Raw genomic sequence first — 18,353 nt, 5'->3', positions numbered from 1 at the left:
CTCCGGGCGGGGCAGCACTTTGGGGGGTGAAGGGCAGGTATGCCGAACGGAGGCGACTGGCAAAGTGATGTGCTGCGGGACCTGAGAGGTCCTCACCAGGTGGCGCGGAGCACAGCCGAGCCGGTCCACAGTGATTCCGCGCCGGGCGCGGGACACCCCGTGGAGGCCGCACAGGAGCCGGCCCCTGCTCACGGGGATGACGCCTCCGGGCGGGCCGGCCACCAGCACCGGGACCGGACACCGCGGGAAGTGGCCGGAGAAACCCCGGCCCCCGCGCCCCGCGGCACTCCGGAAGCCCGCCCCGTCATGGGCGACGGACCGTCCGTCGCGCTGGGCCGCACGCCGCGGCACGGCGAGTCCGTCACCACGCGAGCCGTACGCGCCCTGCGCCGTACGCTCTACGCGTCGGCCACCCGTGAGGTCGCCGATGCCACCCGTACCGCCGAACTGCTCCAGCGACCGGTGACGACGGGCCGGCAGATCGCCGTCACCTCCATCCGGGGCGGATCCGGCAAGTCCACGGTCGCCGCGCTGCTCGGCACCGCGTACGCGCACTACCGGCAGGACCCGGTCCTCTTCCTGGAGGCCGACCCGGCGCTCGGCTCGCTGCCGCTGCGACTCGGTGCCGAGACGGTGCGCTGGACCACCGGCGACCTCGCCGACCTGGTCACCCCCGACATGTCGCTGCCCGACGTCACCGGGCATCTGGTGCCGCTCCCCGACAACGCCTGGCTGCTTCCCGCGAGTCGGGGCCAGGTCGGTACGAGCCTGGACAGCCGGACGTACGAGCGGGCGGTGGTCGCGCTGCGCCGCTACTTCGGCGTGATGGTCATCGACTGCGAGACGCTGCCCGCCGAGGTCGGCCGTGTCGCACTCGCCGCGGCCCACAGCCGCGTGCTGACCAGCCCCGCCACGACGGAAGGCGTCAGCAGTACGTACGCGGTGCTCCGGTGGATGCAGGAACTGCCGCGCCGTCTGCTCGCCGGCACCGTCGTCGTTCTCACCGAACTGACGCCCCACCCAGGTATCGACCTCGACGCGGCCACCCGGCAGCTCCGGTCCACCGGGGCAGCCGTCCGCACCCTGCCGTACGACCGCCATCTGGCGTCCGGCGGCCCGCTCCGCACCGCCGCGCTCGCCCACCCCACCAGGAAAGCCGCCGCCCGCCTCGCCGCCGAGGTCTTCCACCTCGCCCAGCAGCGCCACTGAACCGGATGCCGAGCCCGAACGTGAACGACGGACGCCGATGAGTACCCGACTGATCCACCGCCCGGCCAGGACCGTCAAGCCCCCGGCCGCCCCCGAGGCGCGCCTCGTCGAGGCCCCGCCCAACCTCCCGGAGGGCAAGGCGGGCAACGTCGCGATGTCGCTGCTGCCGGTCGCGGGTGTCATGTCGTCCGTGGTGATGATGACCGTCGTACGCAACAGCCGGTTCGCCGCGCTCGGCGCGATCATCCTGGTCGTCACCGTCATCGGCTCGGTCGTGCTCGTCCTCTCGCAGCGGGGCAAGGCCCAGCGCACCCGGCGCACTCAGCGCGAGGCGTACCTCACCTACCTGGAGGACCTGCGCGAGGAGCTCGCCGCCGAGGAGCGCGAGCGGCGCAGCCGCGCCGACGTCCTCGACCCGCCGCCGCCCGCCCTGTACGACGTGGCCCGCGACCCGGCCCGTCTGTGGGAGCGCCGGCGCACCGACCGTGACTTCCTGCGCGTCCGGGCCGGAACCGGCGAGATGCCCGTGCGCGATCTGCGCATCACCCAGCAGGGCTCGTCCGTCCTCACCCCGCCCGACCGCTTCATGCTCAACGAGGCCTCGGCCCTGATGGCCCGCTTCCGTACCGGCACCGATCTCCCGCTCACCGTCCCGCTCGATCGCGTCGGCAACGTCAGTGTCATCGGCCCTCGTGAAGACTGCCTGCGCCTCGCGCGCGCCCTGCTCGTCCAGGCTGCCGCTCTGCACGCCCCCGACGACGTGGGCATGGCGCTCGCCGTGCCCGGCCACCGGCTGGCGGACTGGGAGTGGGCCAAGTGGCTGCCGCACCTGCTCGACGCGGAGCAGTCCGACGGCCCCGTCGCCGCTCGGCGTATCGCACCCTCCACGCCGCAGCTCGCCCGGCAGCTCGGCCCCGAACTGCGCCGGCGCGCCTCGTACGCGGCGGAGGTACGGCGCGGTCTCTCCGGCAAGGACGCCCTGTCCCTGACGTCCCGACTGCTCGTCGTCGCCGACGGACACGGCGCGGACGCCGTCGAACTCCCGCGTCCCGACGAGGCGGTGGACCTGCGGGAGATGGCCGTCACCGTCCTGCACCTGCTCGACCAGCGGGTCCAGGAGCCAGGGCAGGTCAGCGTCCGGATCACCGTCGACGGCGATCAGGTGATCGTCGAGGACCTGCGCGAACCGGAACCGGTCGGTGCGCACGGCACCGTGGACGAGGTGAGCATCCCGTTCGCCGAAGGGCTGGCGCGGATGCTGGCGCCGCTGCGCCTGTCCGCCGAGTCGCTCGTCGACACGCCCCTGTCCGGGCCGGTCGGGTTCGCCGGCCTCCTCGGCATCGACGACGTGGCACGGCTCGACGTCCACAGCCTGTGGGCGCCGCGCGGCGAGCGCGCCTTCCTGCGCGTACCGATCGGCGTCAACGACTCCCACGAGCCGGTCCTGCTGGACCTGAAGGAGTCGTCGGAGCTGGGCATGGGGCCGCACGGCCTGTGCGTCGGCGCCACCGGCTCCGGGAAGTCGGAGCTGCTGCGCACCCTCGTCCTCGCCCTGGCGGCCACGCACCCGCCGGAGGATCTCGCCCTGGTCCTCGTCGACTACAAGGGCGGGGCGACCTTCGCGCCGTTCGCGGACCTGCCGCACGTCGCCGGTGTCATCACCAACCTGGAGAACCAGGCCGGCCTGGTCGAACGCGTCCACGCCTCGCTCGCCGGCGAGGTCAAGCGCCGCCAGCAGCTCCTCAAGGACGCCGGCAACATCGCCGACATCGGCGACTACGCGGCCCTGCGCGGCAGTCGGCGGCCCGACCTGGACCCGCTGCCGCATCTGTTCGTCGTCATCGACGAGTTCGGCGAACTGCTCACGGCCAGGCCGGACTTCATCGACCTGTTCCTGTCCATAGGACGCATCGGCCGCTCCATCGGCGTCCACCTGCTGCTCTCCAGCCAGCGCATCGAGGGCGGCAACCTCAAAGGGCTGGACACCTATCTCTCGTACCGGCTCGGCCTGCGCACCTTCTCCGCCGACGAGTCCCGTACGGTCCTGGACACCACGGACGCCTTCCACCTGCCGCCGCTGCCCGGTTTCGGCTACCTCAAGGTCGACACCAGCCACTACGACCGCTTCAAGGCGAGCTATGTGTCGGGCCCCTACCGAGGCCCCGTACCCCGCTCGGACGAGAAGACCACCGGGCCCCGCGTCCTCCGCTACGAAGCCTTCAACACCACGGGGGACGGGCAGGGCACGGACGTGGAGGAACCGGCCGTACGCCGCCGTGAGTCCGGGCCGACCGAGCTGAGCGTCATGGTCGGGCAGTTGGCGGAGGCCCCCGGCACGGTACGCCGGATCTGGCTGCCGCCGCTGCCCGACGCGATCGCCCTGGACACCGTCGCCGGGCCGCTGGACGTGGGTCGGCGCGGGCTCCAGCTCCTGGACACAAGAGGCCGCGCGACGGCAGGAGCCGCGAAAGGCTCCTCGGCGGACGCCAGGCGGGAGGCGGGCCCGGACCGGTCCCCGCTCCGGGTGCCGCTCGGCCTGCTCGACGACCCGGCCAGACAGTGGCAGGGCCAGTGGTACCTGGACCTCACCGTGGCCGGCGGCCACGCCGCGCTCATCGGCGGCCCGCAGTCCGGCAAGACCACTTTCCTGCGCACCTTCGTCCTCTCGCTCGCACTGACCCACACCCCTCAGGAGGTCGGCGTCTACGGGCTCGACCTGGTCGGCGGCGGCCTCCAGGCTCTCTCGGCCCTGCCGCACGTCGGCGGTGTCGCGGGACGGGCCGACCGGGAACGCGCGGCACGGACCGTCGAAGAGGTACGGAACATGCTCACGGCCCGCGAAGACCTCTTCCGTGAGCACGGCATCGACTCCCTCGACCAGCTCCGTTCCCTGCACGCCGCGGGCCGGCTGCCCGAGCTGGCCTCCGCCGAGATCGTGCTGGTCATCGACGGATTCGGCGGTCTCCGCGACGACTTCGAGGAACTGGACGACGACGTCGCCGACATCCTCAGGCGCGGCGGCGGTTACGGCGTCCACGTCGTCGCCGCCATGCTCCGCTGGAACGACGCGCGCATCGCCGTGCAGTCGAACTTCGGCACGCGCGTCGAGCTGCGGCTGAACGATCCCGGCGAATCCTGCATCGACCACAAGCTCGCCGCCACCCTCTCGCCGGACGAGCCCGGCCGCGTCCTCACCGACGGACGGCTCTTCGCACAGGTCGCGCTGCCCCGTACGGACGGCATCGCCGACGCCGCGGATCTGGGCGCGGTCCTGGAGCGGACGGCCCGCACGGTCCGCGCGTCCTGGAGCGGCGAGGTCGCCCAGCCGGTACGGGTCCTCCCGCACCTCCTGGAGCCCCGCCTCCTGCCGGGCCCGGCAGCCGAACCCACGCGGGTACCGATCGGCCTGGACCAGACGGCACTCGAACCCGTCCTGCTCGACCTGTTCGCCCACGACCAGCACCTGCTGGTCCTCGGCGACAGCGAGTGCGGCAAGACGAACCTCCTGAAGGCCGTCGCCGGCGGCCTCGTCGACCGCTATGGCGAGGACGAACTGGTCTTCGCCGTCATGGACCCGCGACGCGGCCTGCGCGGCGCGATTCCCGAAGAGTTCAACGGCGGCTACGCGTACAACGCCAAACTGTGCGCGGGCCTCGCCAACGGCATCGCGACCGTACTGGAGCAGCGGCTGCCCGACGACACCGCACGCCTGGAGGAGCTGGAACCCGGCAGCTGGGGCGGCGGCCCGCGGATCGTGGTCCTCGTGGACGACTACGACGTCCTGACCACCGCGGGCCAGGCGCCGCTGGCTCCGTTCCTGCCCTACATCCCCGCCGCTGCGGACATCGGACTCCACTTCGTCCTGACACGCCGCGTGGCAGGCGCCTCACGCGGCATGTACGAGCCCCTCGTGCAGAGCCTGCGCGAATCGGGGGCCGCGGCGCTCCTCATGGCGGGCGACCGCGGCGAGGGGCAGTTGTTCCCCGGCCTGTACGCCTCCCAGCAGCCCGCCGGCCGCGGCGTACTCGTCCGCAGGGGGAGGCCCGACCGCCTCATCCAGACCGTGCACTCCCCCGCGTGATCCGCCGGACGGCTCTCCCGACGCCCGCGGACCACCCGGCCCGCAGCAGACCAGCCCGAACCACGAAGGACCGGACGACCCCATGACCAAGGACGTCATCGCCCTCACGGAGCGCATGCCCGACCCCTGGAGCCTGCTCGCCGGCCTGCTCTCCGGGGGCACCGACAAGCTCCTCGACACGACGGGAGAGGGCGCGGTCCTGCGCCTCTGCGACCCGGAGGGGCGCCCGCTCGTCTCGGTGGAGGCGCCCCTGCTCATACAGGTCGACGGCGAGGCCGAGCGGCTGCTCGGTGCCCCGGCGCCGTCGCTTCCCTACTGGTGGACGGAGGCCCGTGCCACCACCGGCGTCGAACAGGCCGAGCGGCTCGCGGGTACGTTCGCGGCCCGGCTGGCCTCGTTGTCCGGCGGGACCGCCTGGCCTCCGGAGGCCGCGCGCAGCCTGGCCGTGGTGCCGGCCGACGGCATGGGTGTCGTCCCCGCGCCCGCCACCGCCCAGCCCGCCGTCGACGTCCTCACGGACACGGTCGCCGTCGTGATCCAGGACAGACCGGTCGTCGCCATGACCGCCTGGCTCTCCGACGCCTTCCGTTCCGCCGCCCGCGCCGAGCTGGGGCTCCAGATCGTCACCCCGGCGGGCACCACCCTCTCGCCCGCCGTCCGGGACAACCTCGGCACCTGGCCGTCACGCTGGGTCGTGCGGGACGAACGGGACGGCTACTACGACGGGCTGACCGGGGCCGTACTGCGCTGGCAGGGCCAGATGTTCGCGCCGGTCGCGGCCGCCGACGCGACTCCGGACGACCCGCGCTCCACCGTGGCCGCCGCCTTCCAGGAGGCCGTGCCCACCGGCGAGCGGCAGTTGGCCGTCACCTTCCGCACCGTCCACCCCGCACACGAACGACTGGTACTCGGTGGCGCGCTGGAAGCGGTGTGGCGCGAGCTGACCGGCGGCCCTCCTGCCGGTTGGGGCACCGCGGAACCCGCCGGCCTTCCCTGGTCGCCGCGCCACCTGACCGACCTCGCCTACGCCAGAGCGCCCGAGCCCACCTGGGTCGTGGTGGTCGGCAGCCCGGCACGGCCCGGCCTCGCCACGGTGCGCGTCAGCCGGACCAAGGCGGGCGTGGAGGAAGACGTCAGGCTGATGTTCGGCTACGGGGCGGTCGAGGAGCCGCCGGTCGAGTCCGTGCCCCGGGTCGCGGAAGAGCTGGCCACCCGGCACGGCCTCCGGTCGATGCTCGTACAGATCCGCAAGGCCCGCCGCGACCTCGCGGTGCCGCCCCGTTTCGAAGGTCCGGGCGTACCCGTGGCGTTCGTGCTCGGCGCGGACGAGGTCCATCGGGTGCCCGGTGACCGCGCTCTGCGTACCCCGCTGGCCGAAGCGCCGGTCCGCCTCGGCCCGAAGACCAGGCCCGCGCTGTACTACCCGCTGCCCGGTGACCCGTCGGACCTGTCGGGCTGGCGGGATTTCGAGCGCCTGATGAGCCATCTGAAAGGGGGCGGAGAGCGGATCTGAGAGGCGTCCGCGAGGTGTCCGAGGGGCGTGTGACGTCTGGACGTCATGGGTGTGTCACAGCGTCGGATTACGGATTGCACCAGTGATATCCGAGTTGATAGAGATGAACCACATGTGAATGTCACGTCTGGCAGGGGGGCCCGATGAAGTTCGACATGGGGGCGCAGACGCTCTCGACCCTGAGGTCACAGTCCCAGGGTTCGGGTTCGGAGCTGGGGGCTCTGATCCATCAGCTCGTGCAGGCGGCACAGCCGCTGGAGAGCAAGTTCAACGGATCGGGCAAGGCAGCGTTCGACTCGTTCAAGTCGCGCGCCGACGAGATCACGGCTGCCCTGAACAGCGCGCTGTCCGCGATCGTCGGCGGCCAGTCGGGCATGGAGTCGGCGTTCGGCTCCGGTGACCAGGAGCAGGCCGACAACGCACGGTCGCAGATGGCGGCCGCGAACTTCGACGCGGCGCGCTTCTCCGGCCGCTGACGGCCGACTGCCGAAGAAGGAACCGGAAACCTCAGGGGGGAGATCGTCATGGCTGCCGGCATGGACCGCCGTTCGTACGACACGGGTGCCTCGGCGGAGGCACAGGGCAACATCCAGGCCGTGATCGCGCGCCTGGAACAGGTGATCACGGAACGCGACGCGCAGGTGAAGGCCGCGATGGCCGACTTCACGGCGGACGGTGTCGCGGACGAGTACCACGGCAAGGAACTGCGCTGGAACCGGGCGTCCCAGGAGGTCAGGAGCATCATCCAGCTCCTGCGCACGACGCTGGAGAAGAACGACGGGACCGCGCACCAGACGCTCGCCCGCGCGAAGGCCGCGGTCGACAACATCGGCTGAGCCGGCTCGGCGCGTCAGACACACCTCTCCGTGACGCGCCGACGGATGGAGAGTCACGGGGGTGACGGCGCCGCCGCACGGCACGTGCGGGCGGCGCTACAGTTTTGCAGCCAGGGGGGCATACATGGCGTCATGGGACATTCAGCCGCAGGGAGTCCAAGGCCAGTTGAAGGTCGTCGGCGCGCATGCCGAAGATCTGGGTAAGGCCCTCACCACGCTGCTCAAGGACCTCCAGGAGGCGGCCCGGGTGGCCGGCACGGCCGTGCCGGGTTCGCAGGCCACGACGCTGCCGGGCGGGGCACCGGTACTGACGACGGCCAGGCCGGTGGGGCCGGTCGCCCCCGACAGACTGCCGCAGAAGGCGACGGGGCCGGTCGCTGCCGCACTGGTCGAGTACGCGTCCCGGCGCCAGGAGGACATCAAGGCGATGGCCGATCGCGTCCAGGCCGCCGTCCTGGGCGCCGCCCAGGCCACCAACGAGTACGTCGAAGGCGACCTGGAAGCGGCCAGGAACGCCCAGGCCGCCGCCCGGGCCGTGCGGCTGGACGCGCTGAAGACCTTCGGGGGGAAGCAGTGAGCAACGCGCCGGTCGACCCGGCCGAGGTGCCGGTTTACACCGGTGACCTGGACAGCCTCCAGGCCAAGGTGACGTCGCTGGCCCAGGGCGGCACCAAGGTCAAGACCGTCGGCTCGGACGTCCACACGTCCTTCGCCGGCCTGTCCGCCTTCTACAAGGCACCCGAGGCCGAGCAGTTGTTCGCCGTGACCGAACCGGTGGCGCGCACAGCACGGGCCCTCGGCGACGACATGCAGACCGTCTCCAAGGCCCTGGGCACCTACGCCCAGGAGATCACCCCGCTGGTCGACCAGTTGAATCGGCTCAAGCAGGAAGCCGCCGACTTCCGCGCCAAGGACGCCGCCGACGACGACTGGGACGAGGACGGCGATCTGATCGAGGAGAACCTCGCCCGCCGTAACAAGATCGCCGAAGTCTGGACCGCCTTCCAGGCCGCCGAACGCGACTGCCACGCGAAGATCGTCGCCCTGGTGGGCGGCACCGCCCTCAGGACGAACGACGGGACCAACCAGAAGGGCATGTACGGCTACGACGCCGAAGCCCTCAAACAGTCCAAGAGCCTGCCCTGGGGGGACGCGGTCGAGGAGTCGGTCCCCGCCTGGCAGGTGTGGGAGCACGTCTACGACTTCGGCAAGGGAGTCATCGTCGACGGCCTGTGGGGCACCGTCAGGGGCCTGGGCACCCTGGTCGGCGTCGACGGCTGGGACGCCGCCGGCGAAGCATGGGTCAACCTGGCCAAGCTCTCCACCGCCGTCACCATCGCCGCCGTCCCCGGCCTGGGCGCCGCCTACCTGACCGTCCCCGGCAACATGCTCCCGTCCTGGCTACGGGACTCGCGGAAGGCGATGGTCGAGACCGGCAAGGCCATGCTGGCCTGGGACCAGTGGGGCACGAACAACTCCCGCGCCGCGGGCGCCGTCACCTTCAACGTCCTCACCGCCCTCGTCACCCGCGGCGGCGGCGCGGCCGTATCGGGCGCCGGCAAAGCCGGAACTGCCGCCAAGGCCCTCTCCTTCGCCGGCAAGGTGGGCCAGGTCATCGACCCGATGGCGTACGCCTTCAAGGGCGTGGGGGCGGGCGTGTCCAAGATCGGCGACGTACTGTCCCACCTCAAGAACCTGCGCGGCCTCGACCTCCCGAAGTTCCCGCAGAACACCGTCGCCCTCCCGGACGGCGCCCACCTGACCGCCGCCGGCACCATCCGCCTCCCCACGGGCCAGAAGATCCCGGAAGGCTTCACCAGACTCCCCGACGGCACCGTGCAGCCCCCGGCCCATGTCACCCTCCTCCCCCCGGGCACCGTCCGCCTCCCCACCGACGGCCCACCCCGCTTCCTGGCCGAAGACGGCACCATCTACAGACCGGACGGCACCGTCGAACACCACGCACAGACAGCCCCCAGAGACATCACGTCCAAACCGACGGACGGCGCGGACGTGCCCCGGGTCGATTCTCCGAGCCATCGGGAACAGCCGGCGATGGCAGGTGTCGGTGGGCGGGGTGATGAGGTTGCGCGGGTGGGGTCGGAGGTTTCGGGTCCGACGGAAGCCGAGGGCCGGGCCGGCCATGGCGGCAATGCAGGCGACTCCATTCCCCCGAGCCGTGCGGGTAGCCATGGGGCCCCAGGCAACAACGCAGGTGAACACATGCCCGCTGACAACCTGGGCCACAACTCGACCGAGGGCAAGGCCGGAGGGAACCACCTCAAGGACAACGGCGATTCCACGAGCGGAGGACACGGACCCGGAAACGCTCAGGATTCCCCGCCCCGGGAAAGTCACGGGGCCCGGCCGGCCAGCGGACACGACAGTTCGGCGTCGTCGGACACCGGCTTCGGGAGCAGCGGTGGGCCTGGTGGTGGCAGTCACGGAGGTACCCACGGCCCCGGCGTCCCTGACGGTCTGCCTCCTGTGCACCTGGAGGGTGACCGCGTAGCGCAACAGCCCATCGGCAAGATGGCTCCCGAGCAGGAGGAAGCCGTGACGACGGCCCTGACGGAGTCGAAGGTGCCGCCGGTGGACCAGGAGCGCATGTTGACCCAGCTCCGGAAGTCGGGGTACGGAAGCGCTGTCGCCGAGCACATCGCCAGTGGACGATTTGCTGGTTTCCCTGGTTACAAGGACCTTATTTATCAGGTGAAGCAGAATGACATGCTGCCGGCTGTCCATCAAGCGCTGGAGCACGCAGCCGAACTGCAAGCCAAGAGCGTGGAAAACATCGGATTCGAACTAAAAATACCGGATCAGAAACTTGACTTGGACGTCCTGGTAAGGTCCGAGAACGGAATCGAATACGGCGCCCAACTCAAGGACGTGCAGAGCACCAGTGGAATCAAATCAGCAGTGTCGAAAATTGCAGAAAAACAACTGGCAGGGCCCGGCGTAAGAACCAAGGTGGCGATTCTCGACATCAACGACATCAAGGGTTCACTGACCGATCGCATCCTGAGGAACATCCAGAGGGCCGCAGACCGGACCAACGCCTACTTCGAGCTACGATTCATCGACGGCTCATTGACCGTCTTCCCGACCAATGCGAACAAACCGTGAGGAACCCGAATTGTCGACTCTGATGCGAGCACCGAGGGAAGTCGGTTCGTGGTTCTGGGACCTTGAGGACGTGATGGCACCAGGGTTGGAAACAGCCCTGCACACGGCGGCTCGCATGTCCACCCTCCTGCAAGAGAACAACTTGTTGGAGCCTGCGTCACTGGAATGGTCCTGGTTTGAGGTAGGCAAGGGAGGGCTGGGAATTCACAGCCGCCTCGACATCGTCGGGCGCTCTTTGAACGACGCCGAGATCGCCGAACAGGCACGACAGTGTCAGCCGGTCGGCTACCCTGCAGCCGAGATGTCCGCGATCTTGGTGGCAGGCTCAGGCTCATGGGTGGATGCTGAAGGAAACTGGCATAGCGAACCTCGTCTGGTCGAACTCACCGTATCTCCAGACCCGGTCGGTCCCTTCGCGGGACTCTCCGTGCACCACGATGTCTGGAGCCCGTGCGACTTTCGAGGGAACCCCCACCCAGCGGTGCAAGCCCGCAATGCCCCTCGCCTGGCAGCAGCGCTGCGCGGGCTTGACAGTTTGCTGGGCATCGAGGCCGAGCCTGGCGAGCCCACCTACTTCGGGACCCCAGAGAAGTACGGAATCAAGGCTCCCGACATCATTGACGGACTCGGCCCCGATCTGACCGACCTGCTCTGACGGGACCCGATCAGTCACCGAAGAGAAATTCGGTTCGACCGGACAGTCACTGAACCCGTAGAAGCGCTCACGTCACCCTCGCGCCGAAGGACAGCCCCCGTCAGAGGCACGACAAAGGGCCAGATCAGACTCCTCTGATCTGGCCCTTTCGCTGAGCCGCCTGGGGGAGTCGAACCCCCGACCTACGCATTACGAGTGCGTCGCTCTGGCCGACTGAGCTAAGGCGGCGTGGTGCGGAGCCCAGTCTACACATCGGATGGGGGTGGTCCGAACCGGGTGGGGGTGGGGTCAGGTGCAGTGTTTGTCGGGGGGTGGGGGTGTGCCTTCGAGGAGGTAGGTGTTGATGGTGGTGTCGATGCAGTCGCTGCCGCGGCCGTAGGCGGTGTGGCCGTCGCCCTCGTAGGTGAGGAGGGTGGCCGAGGAGAGCTGGGAGGCCAGGGAGCGGGCCCAGGGGTACGGGGTGGCCGGGTCGCGGGTGGTGCCGACGACCAGGATCGGGGCGGCGCCCTCGGCGGTGATGCGGTGGGGCTCGCCGGTGGGTTCGACCGGCCAGTACGCGCAGTTCAGGGCGGCCCAGGCGAAGCTTTCGCCGAAGACCGGGGATGCCTTGCGGAAGGCGGGCAGGGCGGCGCGTACCTCGTCGGGGCCGGAGAAGGCGCCGGGGAGGTCGAGGCAGTTCACGGCGGGGTTGGCGAACATCTGGTTGGCGTAGGTGCCGTCGGGGTCGCGTTCGTAATAGGAGTCGGAGAGGGCGAGCAGGCCGCGGCCGTCGCCCTTCTGGGCCTGGGCGAGGTATTCGCGCAGCACCGGCCAGGCGCCCTCGTCGTACATGGCGGCCGTCACGCCGCTGGTGGCGAGGGACTCGGTGAGGGTGCGGGGGCTGCCGGTGGGGGCGGGACGGGCGTCGAGCTGTTTGAAGAGGGCGCTCAGGCGGCGGCCCGCTTCTTCGGGGCCGCCGGTACCCAGGGGGCAGTCGCGTTGCCTGGCGCAGTCCTTGGCGAATGCGGTGAAGGCGGTGTTGAAGCCGGCGGTCTGGTCGCGGTTCATCGTCCGGGCCGGCAGGGAGGGGTCCGTCGCGCCGTCGAGTACGAGGCGGCCGACGCGGGAGGGGAAGAGGCCGGCGTAGGTCGCGCCGAGGAAGGTCCCGTAGGAGGCGCCGACGTAGGTGAGCTTGTCGTCACCGAGGGCGGCGCGCAGGACGTCCATGTCGCGGGCCGATTCGACGGTCGAGACATGGCCGAGGCGGGCTCCGGTGCGGGCGCGGCATCCCCGGCTGAAGTCGCGCTGGGCGCTGGTGAGGCGGTCGACCTCGGCGTCCGAGTCGGGGGTCTGGTCGACGCGGGTGTACTCGTCCATCTCGGATTTGGACAGGCAGGTGACCGGCTCGCTGCGGGCCACGCCGCGCGGGTCCACGGCGACCATGTCGTACCGGGCCCGGACGGCGTCGGGCTGCGGCGCGTACTGCTGGAGGTAGTCGATCGCCGAGCCGCCCGGACCGCCCGGGTTGACCATGAGGGAACCGATGCGGCTGCCCGGGCCGGTGGCCTTCTTGCGGGAGACGGCCAGCTTCAGGTCGGTGGCGGTGCTGGGCTTCGCGTAGTCGAGAGGGGCCTTCATCGTCGTGCACTCGAAGCCGACGATGCCGCACTCACGCCAGGTGAGTTTCTGGTCGTAATACGGCCGGAGGGCGGCCGGGACGGCGGTGGGGAGGGGCTTGAGGGTGGCCGTCGCCGCGTCGGGCATGGCTTCGGCGGAGCCCGTACGGCCGTTCGTCGGCTGCCCGGAGGCAGCGGCGCCGGGTGAGGAATCCCCCGAGGAGCAACCGGAGACGAGCAGCACGGTGGCGGTCAGGACGGTACCGGCGGTGCGGAGCAGGCGGCTGGTGGCCATGGGCGGTCCCTCGGTCCCTGGGGAGAGGAAGGGCGGAAGGGGGTGGGAGTGGGGTGGGAGGGGCGGGGCGGAATTGGTGGAGTGGAGAGGTGGAGGTGGTGGGAGGTGGTGGGAGGTGCTTTGGGGGGGTGTCGCGTCGGCCTCGGTGGTGGACGGAGCGTATCCGGGTCGGGACGTTCCGTGGGGGTGAGTGGGTACGCTCGTACGGGTGAGGGGTGTGTCCCGGAAGGGACCGGTGGGCCTCAGCCCTCGCGGAGGGCCGCTGTCATCGCCTCGACGGCCAGGAGGGGCGCCACATTGCGGTCGAGGGCCTGGCGGCAGGCGATGACCGCCTCTATCCGGCGCAGGGTGCGCTCCGGGGACGAGGAGGAGGCGATACGCCGGATGCTGTCGCGGACCTCGTCGTTGGCGAGCGGGACCGTGGCGCCCAGTTGGACGGCCAGGACGTCGCGGTAGAAGCCGGTGAGGTCGGTCAGGGCGAGGTCGAGACTGTCGCGCTGGGTACGGGTGGAGCGGCGCTTCTGCTTGTCCTGGAGTTCCTTCATGGCGCCCGCCGTACCGCGCGGCAGCCGGCCGCCCGTGCCGGCCGCGGCACCGAGGGCGGCGCGCAGCTCCTCCGTCTCCTTGGTGTCGACGTCCTCCGCGACCTGCTTGGCGTCCTCCGACGCCGCGTCGATCAGTTCCTGGGCGCCCTTGAGGCAGCCGCCGATGTCGTCGACGCGCAGGGGCAGCTTGAGGACGGCGTCACGGCGGGCGCGGGCGCGCTCGTCGGTGGCCAGGCGGCGGGCCCGGCCGATGTGTCCTTGGGTGGCACGGGCGGCGGCCGCCGCGGCGTCCGGGTCGATGCCGTCCCGGCGGATCAGGACGTCGGCGACGGCGGCCACCGGCGGCGTGCGCAGGGTGACGTGCCGGCAGCGGGAGCGGATCGTGGGCAGGACATCCTCGATGGAGGGGGCGCACAGCAGCCAGACCGTACGGGGGGCGGGCTCCTCGACGGCCTTGAGGAGTACGTTGCCCGCGCCCTCGGTGAGGCGGTCGGCGTCCTCCAGGACGATGACCTGCCAGCGGCCGCCGGACGGGGACATGGAGGAGCGGCGGACCAGGTCGCGGGTCTCCTTGACGCCGATCGAGAGCAGGTCCGTACGGACCACCTCGACGTCGGCGTGGGTGCCCACCAGGCTCGTGTGGCAGCCGTCGCAGAAGCCGCAGCCGGGGACACCGCCGAGCGCGCGGTCCGGGCTGACGCACTGGAGAGCGGCGGCGAAGGCGCGGGCGGCGGTGGCCCGGCCCGAGCCGGGCGGGCCGGTGAACAGCCAGGCGTGCGTCATCTTGGACGTGCCGGACTGCGCTATGGGGTCCGCGCCGCTCGCGACCGCGCCCTCGGCGGTGACCAGCGCGTCCGCGTCGCGCGCGGCAGCGGCAAGCTGCTCCGTCAGGCGTTCCTGCCCGACCACGTCGTCCCACACAGCCATTTCGCTGCCCGCCGTTCCTGTCCGTCCTGCCCGTGCCGTCACGCCGCCCCGCCGACGCGCGTTCTTCCGCGCCGTCGCGCCGCGCCCCGCGCTCGTTCCATTGTGGGGCCTCCCACTGACAGCGCGGGCGGGGAGGGGAGGAGGAAGGGATGAGGAGAGGGGGTGGGGGGGGTGGGGGGCGGCGGTTGGTGGTGGGGAAGGGGTGAGCCCCCGGCGTCCGTCAGAAGACGGCTGCCAGGGGCTCACCCTTTTACGGACCCATCATCCGGCCGCCGCCTCAGCCCCGGCGCCCCCGTCGGCCGCGCCCCTGCTGTTCGTCCTCGTCCTCGCGCGGGCCGAGGAGTTCGTCGGCCAGTGTCGGCAGGTCGTCCAGCGGGGTCTCCTCCGCCCAGGCCGGGCGGCGGCGCGGTGCGGGCTGGACCGGTTCGCCGGTGGCCGGGTCGATCTGCGGGAGTTCCCTCGTACGTTCCACGCCGGAGACACCGGAGGCTCCGGACGTGCCCCGCGCGCCCCGCTCCCCCGTACGGCCGTCGTGCTCCTTGCGGAACATCCACTCAGGCACCCGGTCCGCCGGGTCGTCCCCGCGCCGCGCCTCTTCCCGCTGCTGCCAGCCCTGGCCCGCCTCGGGGCGTACGGGCGGCAGCACCGCGGTCTCGTCGGAGGCTCCCGGGGCGTCGTCCCGGTGCTGCGGCAGCACAGCCGTCTCCTCGGCGTCCGAGGCCGCGGACGAACGGGACGACGGCTCCTGCTCCGCTCGGCCGTGCTGCTCCAGCCCCGCCATCGGCGTCTCCGTCGTGGGCGCCTCCGCGGTCTCCGCCGCCCTCACCGCCTCTTCGCGGGCCTTGCGCGCGGCCTCGGCCTCCGCCTCGGCCCGGGCTTCCGCCTCGGCCTTGGCCTTGGCCTCTGCCTCGGCCGCGGCGGCCAGGCGAGCCTGTTCGGCGCGCAGCAGCGCCTCTTCGGCCTTGCGCTGCTTCTCCAGGCGGCGTTCCTCGGCCTCCGCGCGCAGCCGGGCCTCTTCCTCGGCCCGCTTGCGCAGGCGTTCCTGTTCGGCCTGGCGCGCGCGCTCTTCGGCCTCGCGGCGCAGGCGCTCCTCCTCGGCGGCCTGGCGGGCCTCCTCGGCGCGCTTGCGTGCTTCTTCGGCCTGGCGGGCGGCTTCGCGGGCCTTGGCCTCTTCGATCTCGCGGCGCTTGCGCTCTTCCTCCTCGGCGCGGAGCTTGGCGAGCTGCTCCTGCCGTTCGCGCTCCTTGCGCTCCTCCTCGGCCTTGCGCGCGGCCTCTTCCTCGGCCTTGCGCCGGGCTTCCTCCTCGGCGGCCTTGCGGGCCTCTTCCTGGGCCTTGACCTCGGCCTCGGACAGCGGCAGCACCTGGTCGAGGCGGTGGCGTACGACGGTGGTGACGTCCTCCGGCTCCTGGCCGGCGTCCACGACCAGGTAGCGCGCCGGGTCGGCGGCGGCCAGGGTCAGGAAGCCGGAGCGGACGCGCTGGTGGAACTCGGCCGGCTCGGACTCCATCCGGTCCGGTGCCTCGGTGAAGCGCTCGCGGGCGGTCTCCGGGGAGACGTCGAGGAGCACGGTCAGGTGCGGTACGAGGCCGTCGGTGGCCCAGCGGGAGATGCGGGCGATCTCGGTGGGGGCGAGGTTGCGGCCCGCGCCCTGGTAGGCGACGGAGGAGTCGATGTAGCGGTCGGTGATGACGACCGCGCCACGTTCGAGGGCGGGGCGGATCACGCTGTTGACGTGTTCGGCGCGGTCGGCGGCGAACATCAGGGCCTCGGCGCGGTCGGAGAGGCCCGAGGTGGACACGTCCAGGATGATCGAGCGCAGCCGCTTGCCGATGGCGGTGGCGCCGGGCTCGCGGGTCACCACGACCTCGTGCCCCTTGCCGCGGATCCATGCGGCGAGCGCCTCGACCTGGGTCGACTTCCCGGCGCCGTCGCCGCCCTCCAGGGCGATGAAGAAGCCGGTGGGGGCCGGGGCCTGGTCCGGGTCGCCGCCGCGCAGTGCCTCGCGCAGGTCGCGGCCGAGGGGGACGCCCTGCCGGTCGTCGACCTTGCCGAGCACCCATGCGGCGACCGGCAGCAGCAGCGCGCCGACCAGCATCAGGGTGAAGGCCGCGCCGCCGTGCGAGAAGACGTTCTTGTCGCCCGCCAGGTGGTGCGGGCCGATGGCCCCGGCGAGCAGCGGCGCCACGATGACGGCCAGCGCGACGACGAGCCGGACGACCGCGTGCAGGTGATCGGTCGTCCGGGCCGAGCGGGAGGCTTCGGTCTCCTGGTCCAGGAGCGTGTGGCCGGTGTTGGCCGCGACGCCCGCCGCCACTCCGGCCAGCAGCATCAGCAGCACGACCGTCGTGGTGTCCGGGACCAGCCCGGCCGCCAGCAGGGCCAGGCCCGTGACGGCCACGGCGAGGGCCAGCAGACGGCGCCGGGACAGCGCGGGCAGCACCTTGCGGGCGCCGCGGATGCCCGCGACCGGGCCGGCGCTCAGGCCGAGGACCAGCAGTCCGAAGGCGACCGGTCCGCCGCCGAGGTCACCGGCGTGCAGGACGGCGACGGAGACGGCCGAGGCGATCGCGCCGGCCACCGCCGCGCAGGCCAGAACCAACAGCGGTACGGCGTTCGTACGGCCGCGGTCGACACCGCCGTCACCCTTGGGGCGGCGCAGGCCCTCCAGGGGGGAGCGCGGGCGCGGTGTCTGCGTACCGGGAAGTTCGAGGAAGTACAGGATCGAGACGGAGGCGGCGAAGAGGCCGGAGGCCACGTACGAGGCGAGCGCGGCCTGGTGGTCGGCGAACCAGCCGATGCCGTTGGCCAGCAGCCTGCTGACCAGCGCGACGACGATCAGGCCCGCGGCGGCCAGCGGCAGCGAGACGAAGGCGGTGCGCAGCGACAGGCGGCGCAGCGCGTCCAGGTTGTCCGGCAGCGGGCGGACGGACGGTCCTTCGGCCCGGTCCCCCCGGTCGGACGGGGCCGGGGCCGGGGGTGGCGCGGGGAGCAGTCCGGGCGCCGCGCTCTCCCGCGCGACGGTCCAGAAGCGCTCGGCCACGCCGCCGACGAAGACCGTCACCAGCAGCCAGATCAGCGCGGTGTCAGGGGTCCAGTCGATCCACAGCGGGGCCACGACCAGCAGCGCCAGCCGCACCCCGTCCGCGCCGATCATGGTCCAGCGGCGGTCCAGCGGTCCGGACGGCGCGGTCAGCGCGGACAGCGGGCCCAGCAGCACCGCCCCGGAGAGCAGGGTGGCCAGCATCCGGGCCGCGAAGACGGCGGCGACGGCCAGGGCCGCGCCGCGGTAGCCGCCGCCGAAGGCCGCCTGGCCGCCGAAGGGTACGTACACCGCCGCTTGCAGCGTCAGCAGTACGAGCACCAACAGGGCTAGGGCATCGCCGATCGCCCCGACGAACTGTGCGCTCCAGAGCCGCTTCAGTGGGGGGAAGCGGAGCAGGGCTCGCACGGCGCGCTCGCGGGAGTCCGCGACGAGGGCGCCGGATGTGGGGGTCACGACCGTAGGGAGCTCGGCACGCGTCATCCCGCCAGCCTATCGGCCGGATATGACAGGTCCAGCGTCCACCCG

General features: G+C 71.9%; 11 protein-coding genes and 1 tRNA gene. 8 read left to right on the top strand and 4 right to left on the bottom strand.

What is annotated here, in order from left to right; all coding sequences use genetic code 11:
- Positions 1 to 39: 39 nt before the first annotated feature.
- From ACZ4QV_RS29860 to ACZ4QV_RS29825, 8 genes are all read left to right on the top strand, one after another.
- Complete coding sequence (locus ACZ4QV_RS29860; protein WP_467763629.1) at positions 40 to 1,209, top strand: MinD/ParA family protein; 1,170 nt, start codon at positions 40 to 42, stop codon at positions 1,207 to 1,209.
- Between the two features lie 37 nt (positions 1,210 to 1,246).
- Entirely contained in the window at positions 1,247 to 5,290 is a 4,044-nt protein-coding gene (gene eccCa, locus ACZ4QV_RS29855) for a type VII secretion protein EccCa (RefSeq protein WP_467763628.1), read from the top strand.
- 82 nt (positions 5,291 to 5,372) lie between these two features.
- Positions 5,373 to 6,803: a DUF6177 family protein gene (locus tag ACZ4QV_RS29850; protein WP_361634310.1), complete on the top strand. Its 1,431-nt coding sequence runs from the start codon at positions 5,373 to 5,375 to the stop codon at positions 6,801 to 6,803.
- A 143-nt stretch (positions 6,804 to 6,946) separates the two neighbouring features.
- Positions 6,947 to 7,279, top strand: coding sequence for a hypothetical protein (locus ACZ4QV_RS29845; protein ID WP_030019276.1), 333 nt, complete (start codon positions 6,947 to 6,949; stop codon positions 7,277 to 7,279).
- Between the two features lie 48 nt (positions 7,280 to 7,327).
- Positions 7,328 to 7,639 (top strand): pore-forming ESAT-6 family protein, encoded by a 312-nt coding sequence (locus tag ACZ4QV_RS29840; RefSeq protein ID WP_030019277.1) that lies wholly within the window; start codon positions 7,328 to 7,330, stop codon positions 7,637 to 7,639.
- A gap of 124 nt (positions 7,640 to 7,763) precedes the next feature.
- Entirely contained in the window at positions 7,764 to 8,216 is a 453-nt protein-coding gene (locus ACZ4QV_RS29835; RefSeq protein WP_361634313.1) for a DUF6507 family protein, read from the top strand.
- A complete protein-coding gene (locus ACZ4QV_RS29830) occupies positions 8,213 to 10,765 on the top strand; it encodes an ICP22 family protein (protein WP_467763627.1) in 2,553 nt (850 codons plus the stop codon). The genes ACZ4QV_RS29835 and ACZ4QV_RS29830 overlap by 4 nt, the downstream gene beginning before the upstream one ends.
- Positions 10,766 to 10,775: 10 nt before the next feature.
- Entirely contained in the window at positions 10,776 to 11,420 is a 645-nt protein-coding gene (locus ACZ4QV_RS29825) for a hypothetical protein (protein ID WP_361634319.1), read from the top strand.
- Between the two features lie 154 nt (positions 11,421 to 11,574).
- On the opposite strand, the gene ACZ4QV_RS29820 is transcribed toward ACZ4QV_RS29825, so the two are convergent.
- From ACZ4QV_RS29820 to tmk, 4 genes are all read right to left on the bottom strand, one after another.
- Positions 11,575 to 11,648, bottom strand: a tRNA-Thr gene (locus tag ACZ4QV_RS29820).
- Between the two features lie 60 nt (positions 11,649 to 11,708).
- On the bottom strand, positions 11,709 to 13,310 hold the full coding sequence (locus ACZ4QV_RS29815) for an alpha/beta hydrolase (RefSeq protein WP_467763626.1): 1,602 nt from the start codon (positions 13,308 to 13,310) through the stop codon (positions 11,709 to 11,711).
- A gap of 242 nt (positions 13,311 to 13,552) precedes the next feature.
- On the bottom strand, positions 13,553 to 14,782 hold the full coding sequence (locus ACZ4QV_RS29810) for a DNA polymerase III subunit delta' (RefSeq protein WP_361155540.1): 1,230 nt from the start codon (positions 14,780 to 14,782) through the stop codon (positions 13,553 to 13,555).
- Positions 14,783 to 15,059: 277 nt separating this feature from the next.
- A complete protein-coding gene (tmk, locus tag ACZ4QV_RS29805; protein ID WP_361584892.1) occupies positions 15,060 to 18,308 on the bottom strand; it encodes a dTMP kinase in 3,249 nt (1,082 codons plus the stop codon).
- Positions 18,309 to 18,353 lie beyond the last annotated feature (45 nt).

Source organism: Streptomyces sp. NPDC026394, assembly GCF_055567735.1.
This window is presented reverse-complemented; position numbering and strand designations above follow the sequence as displayed.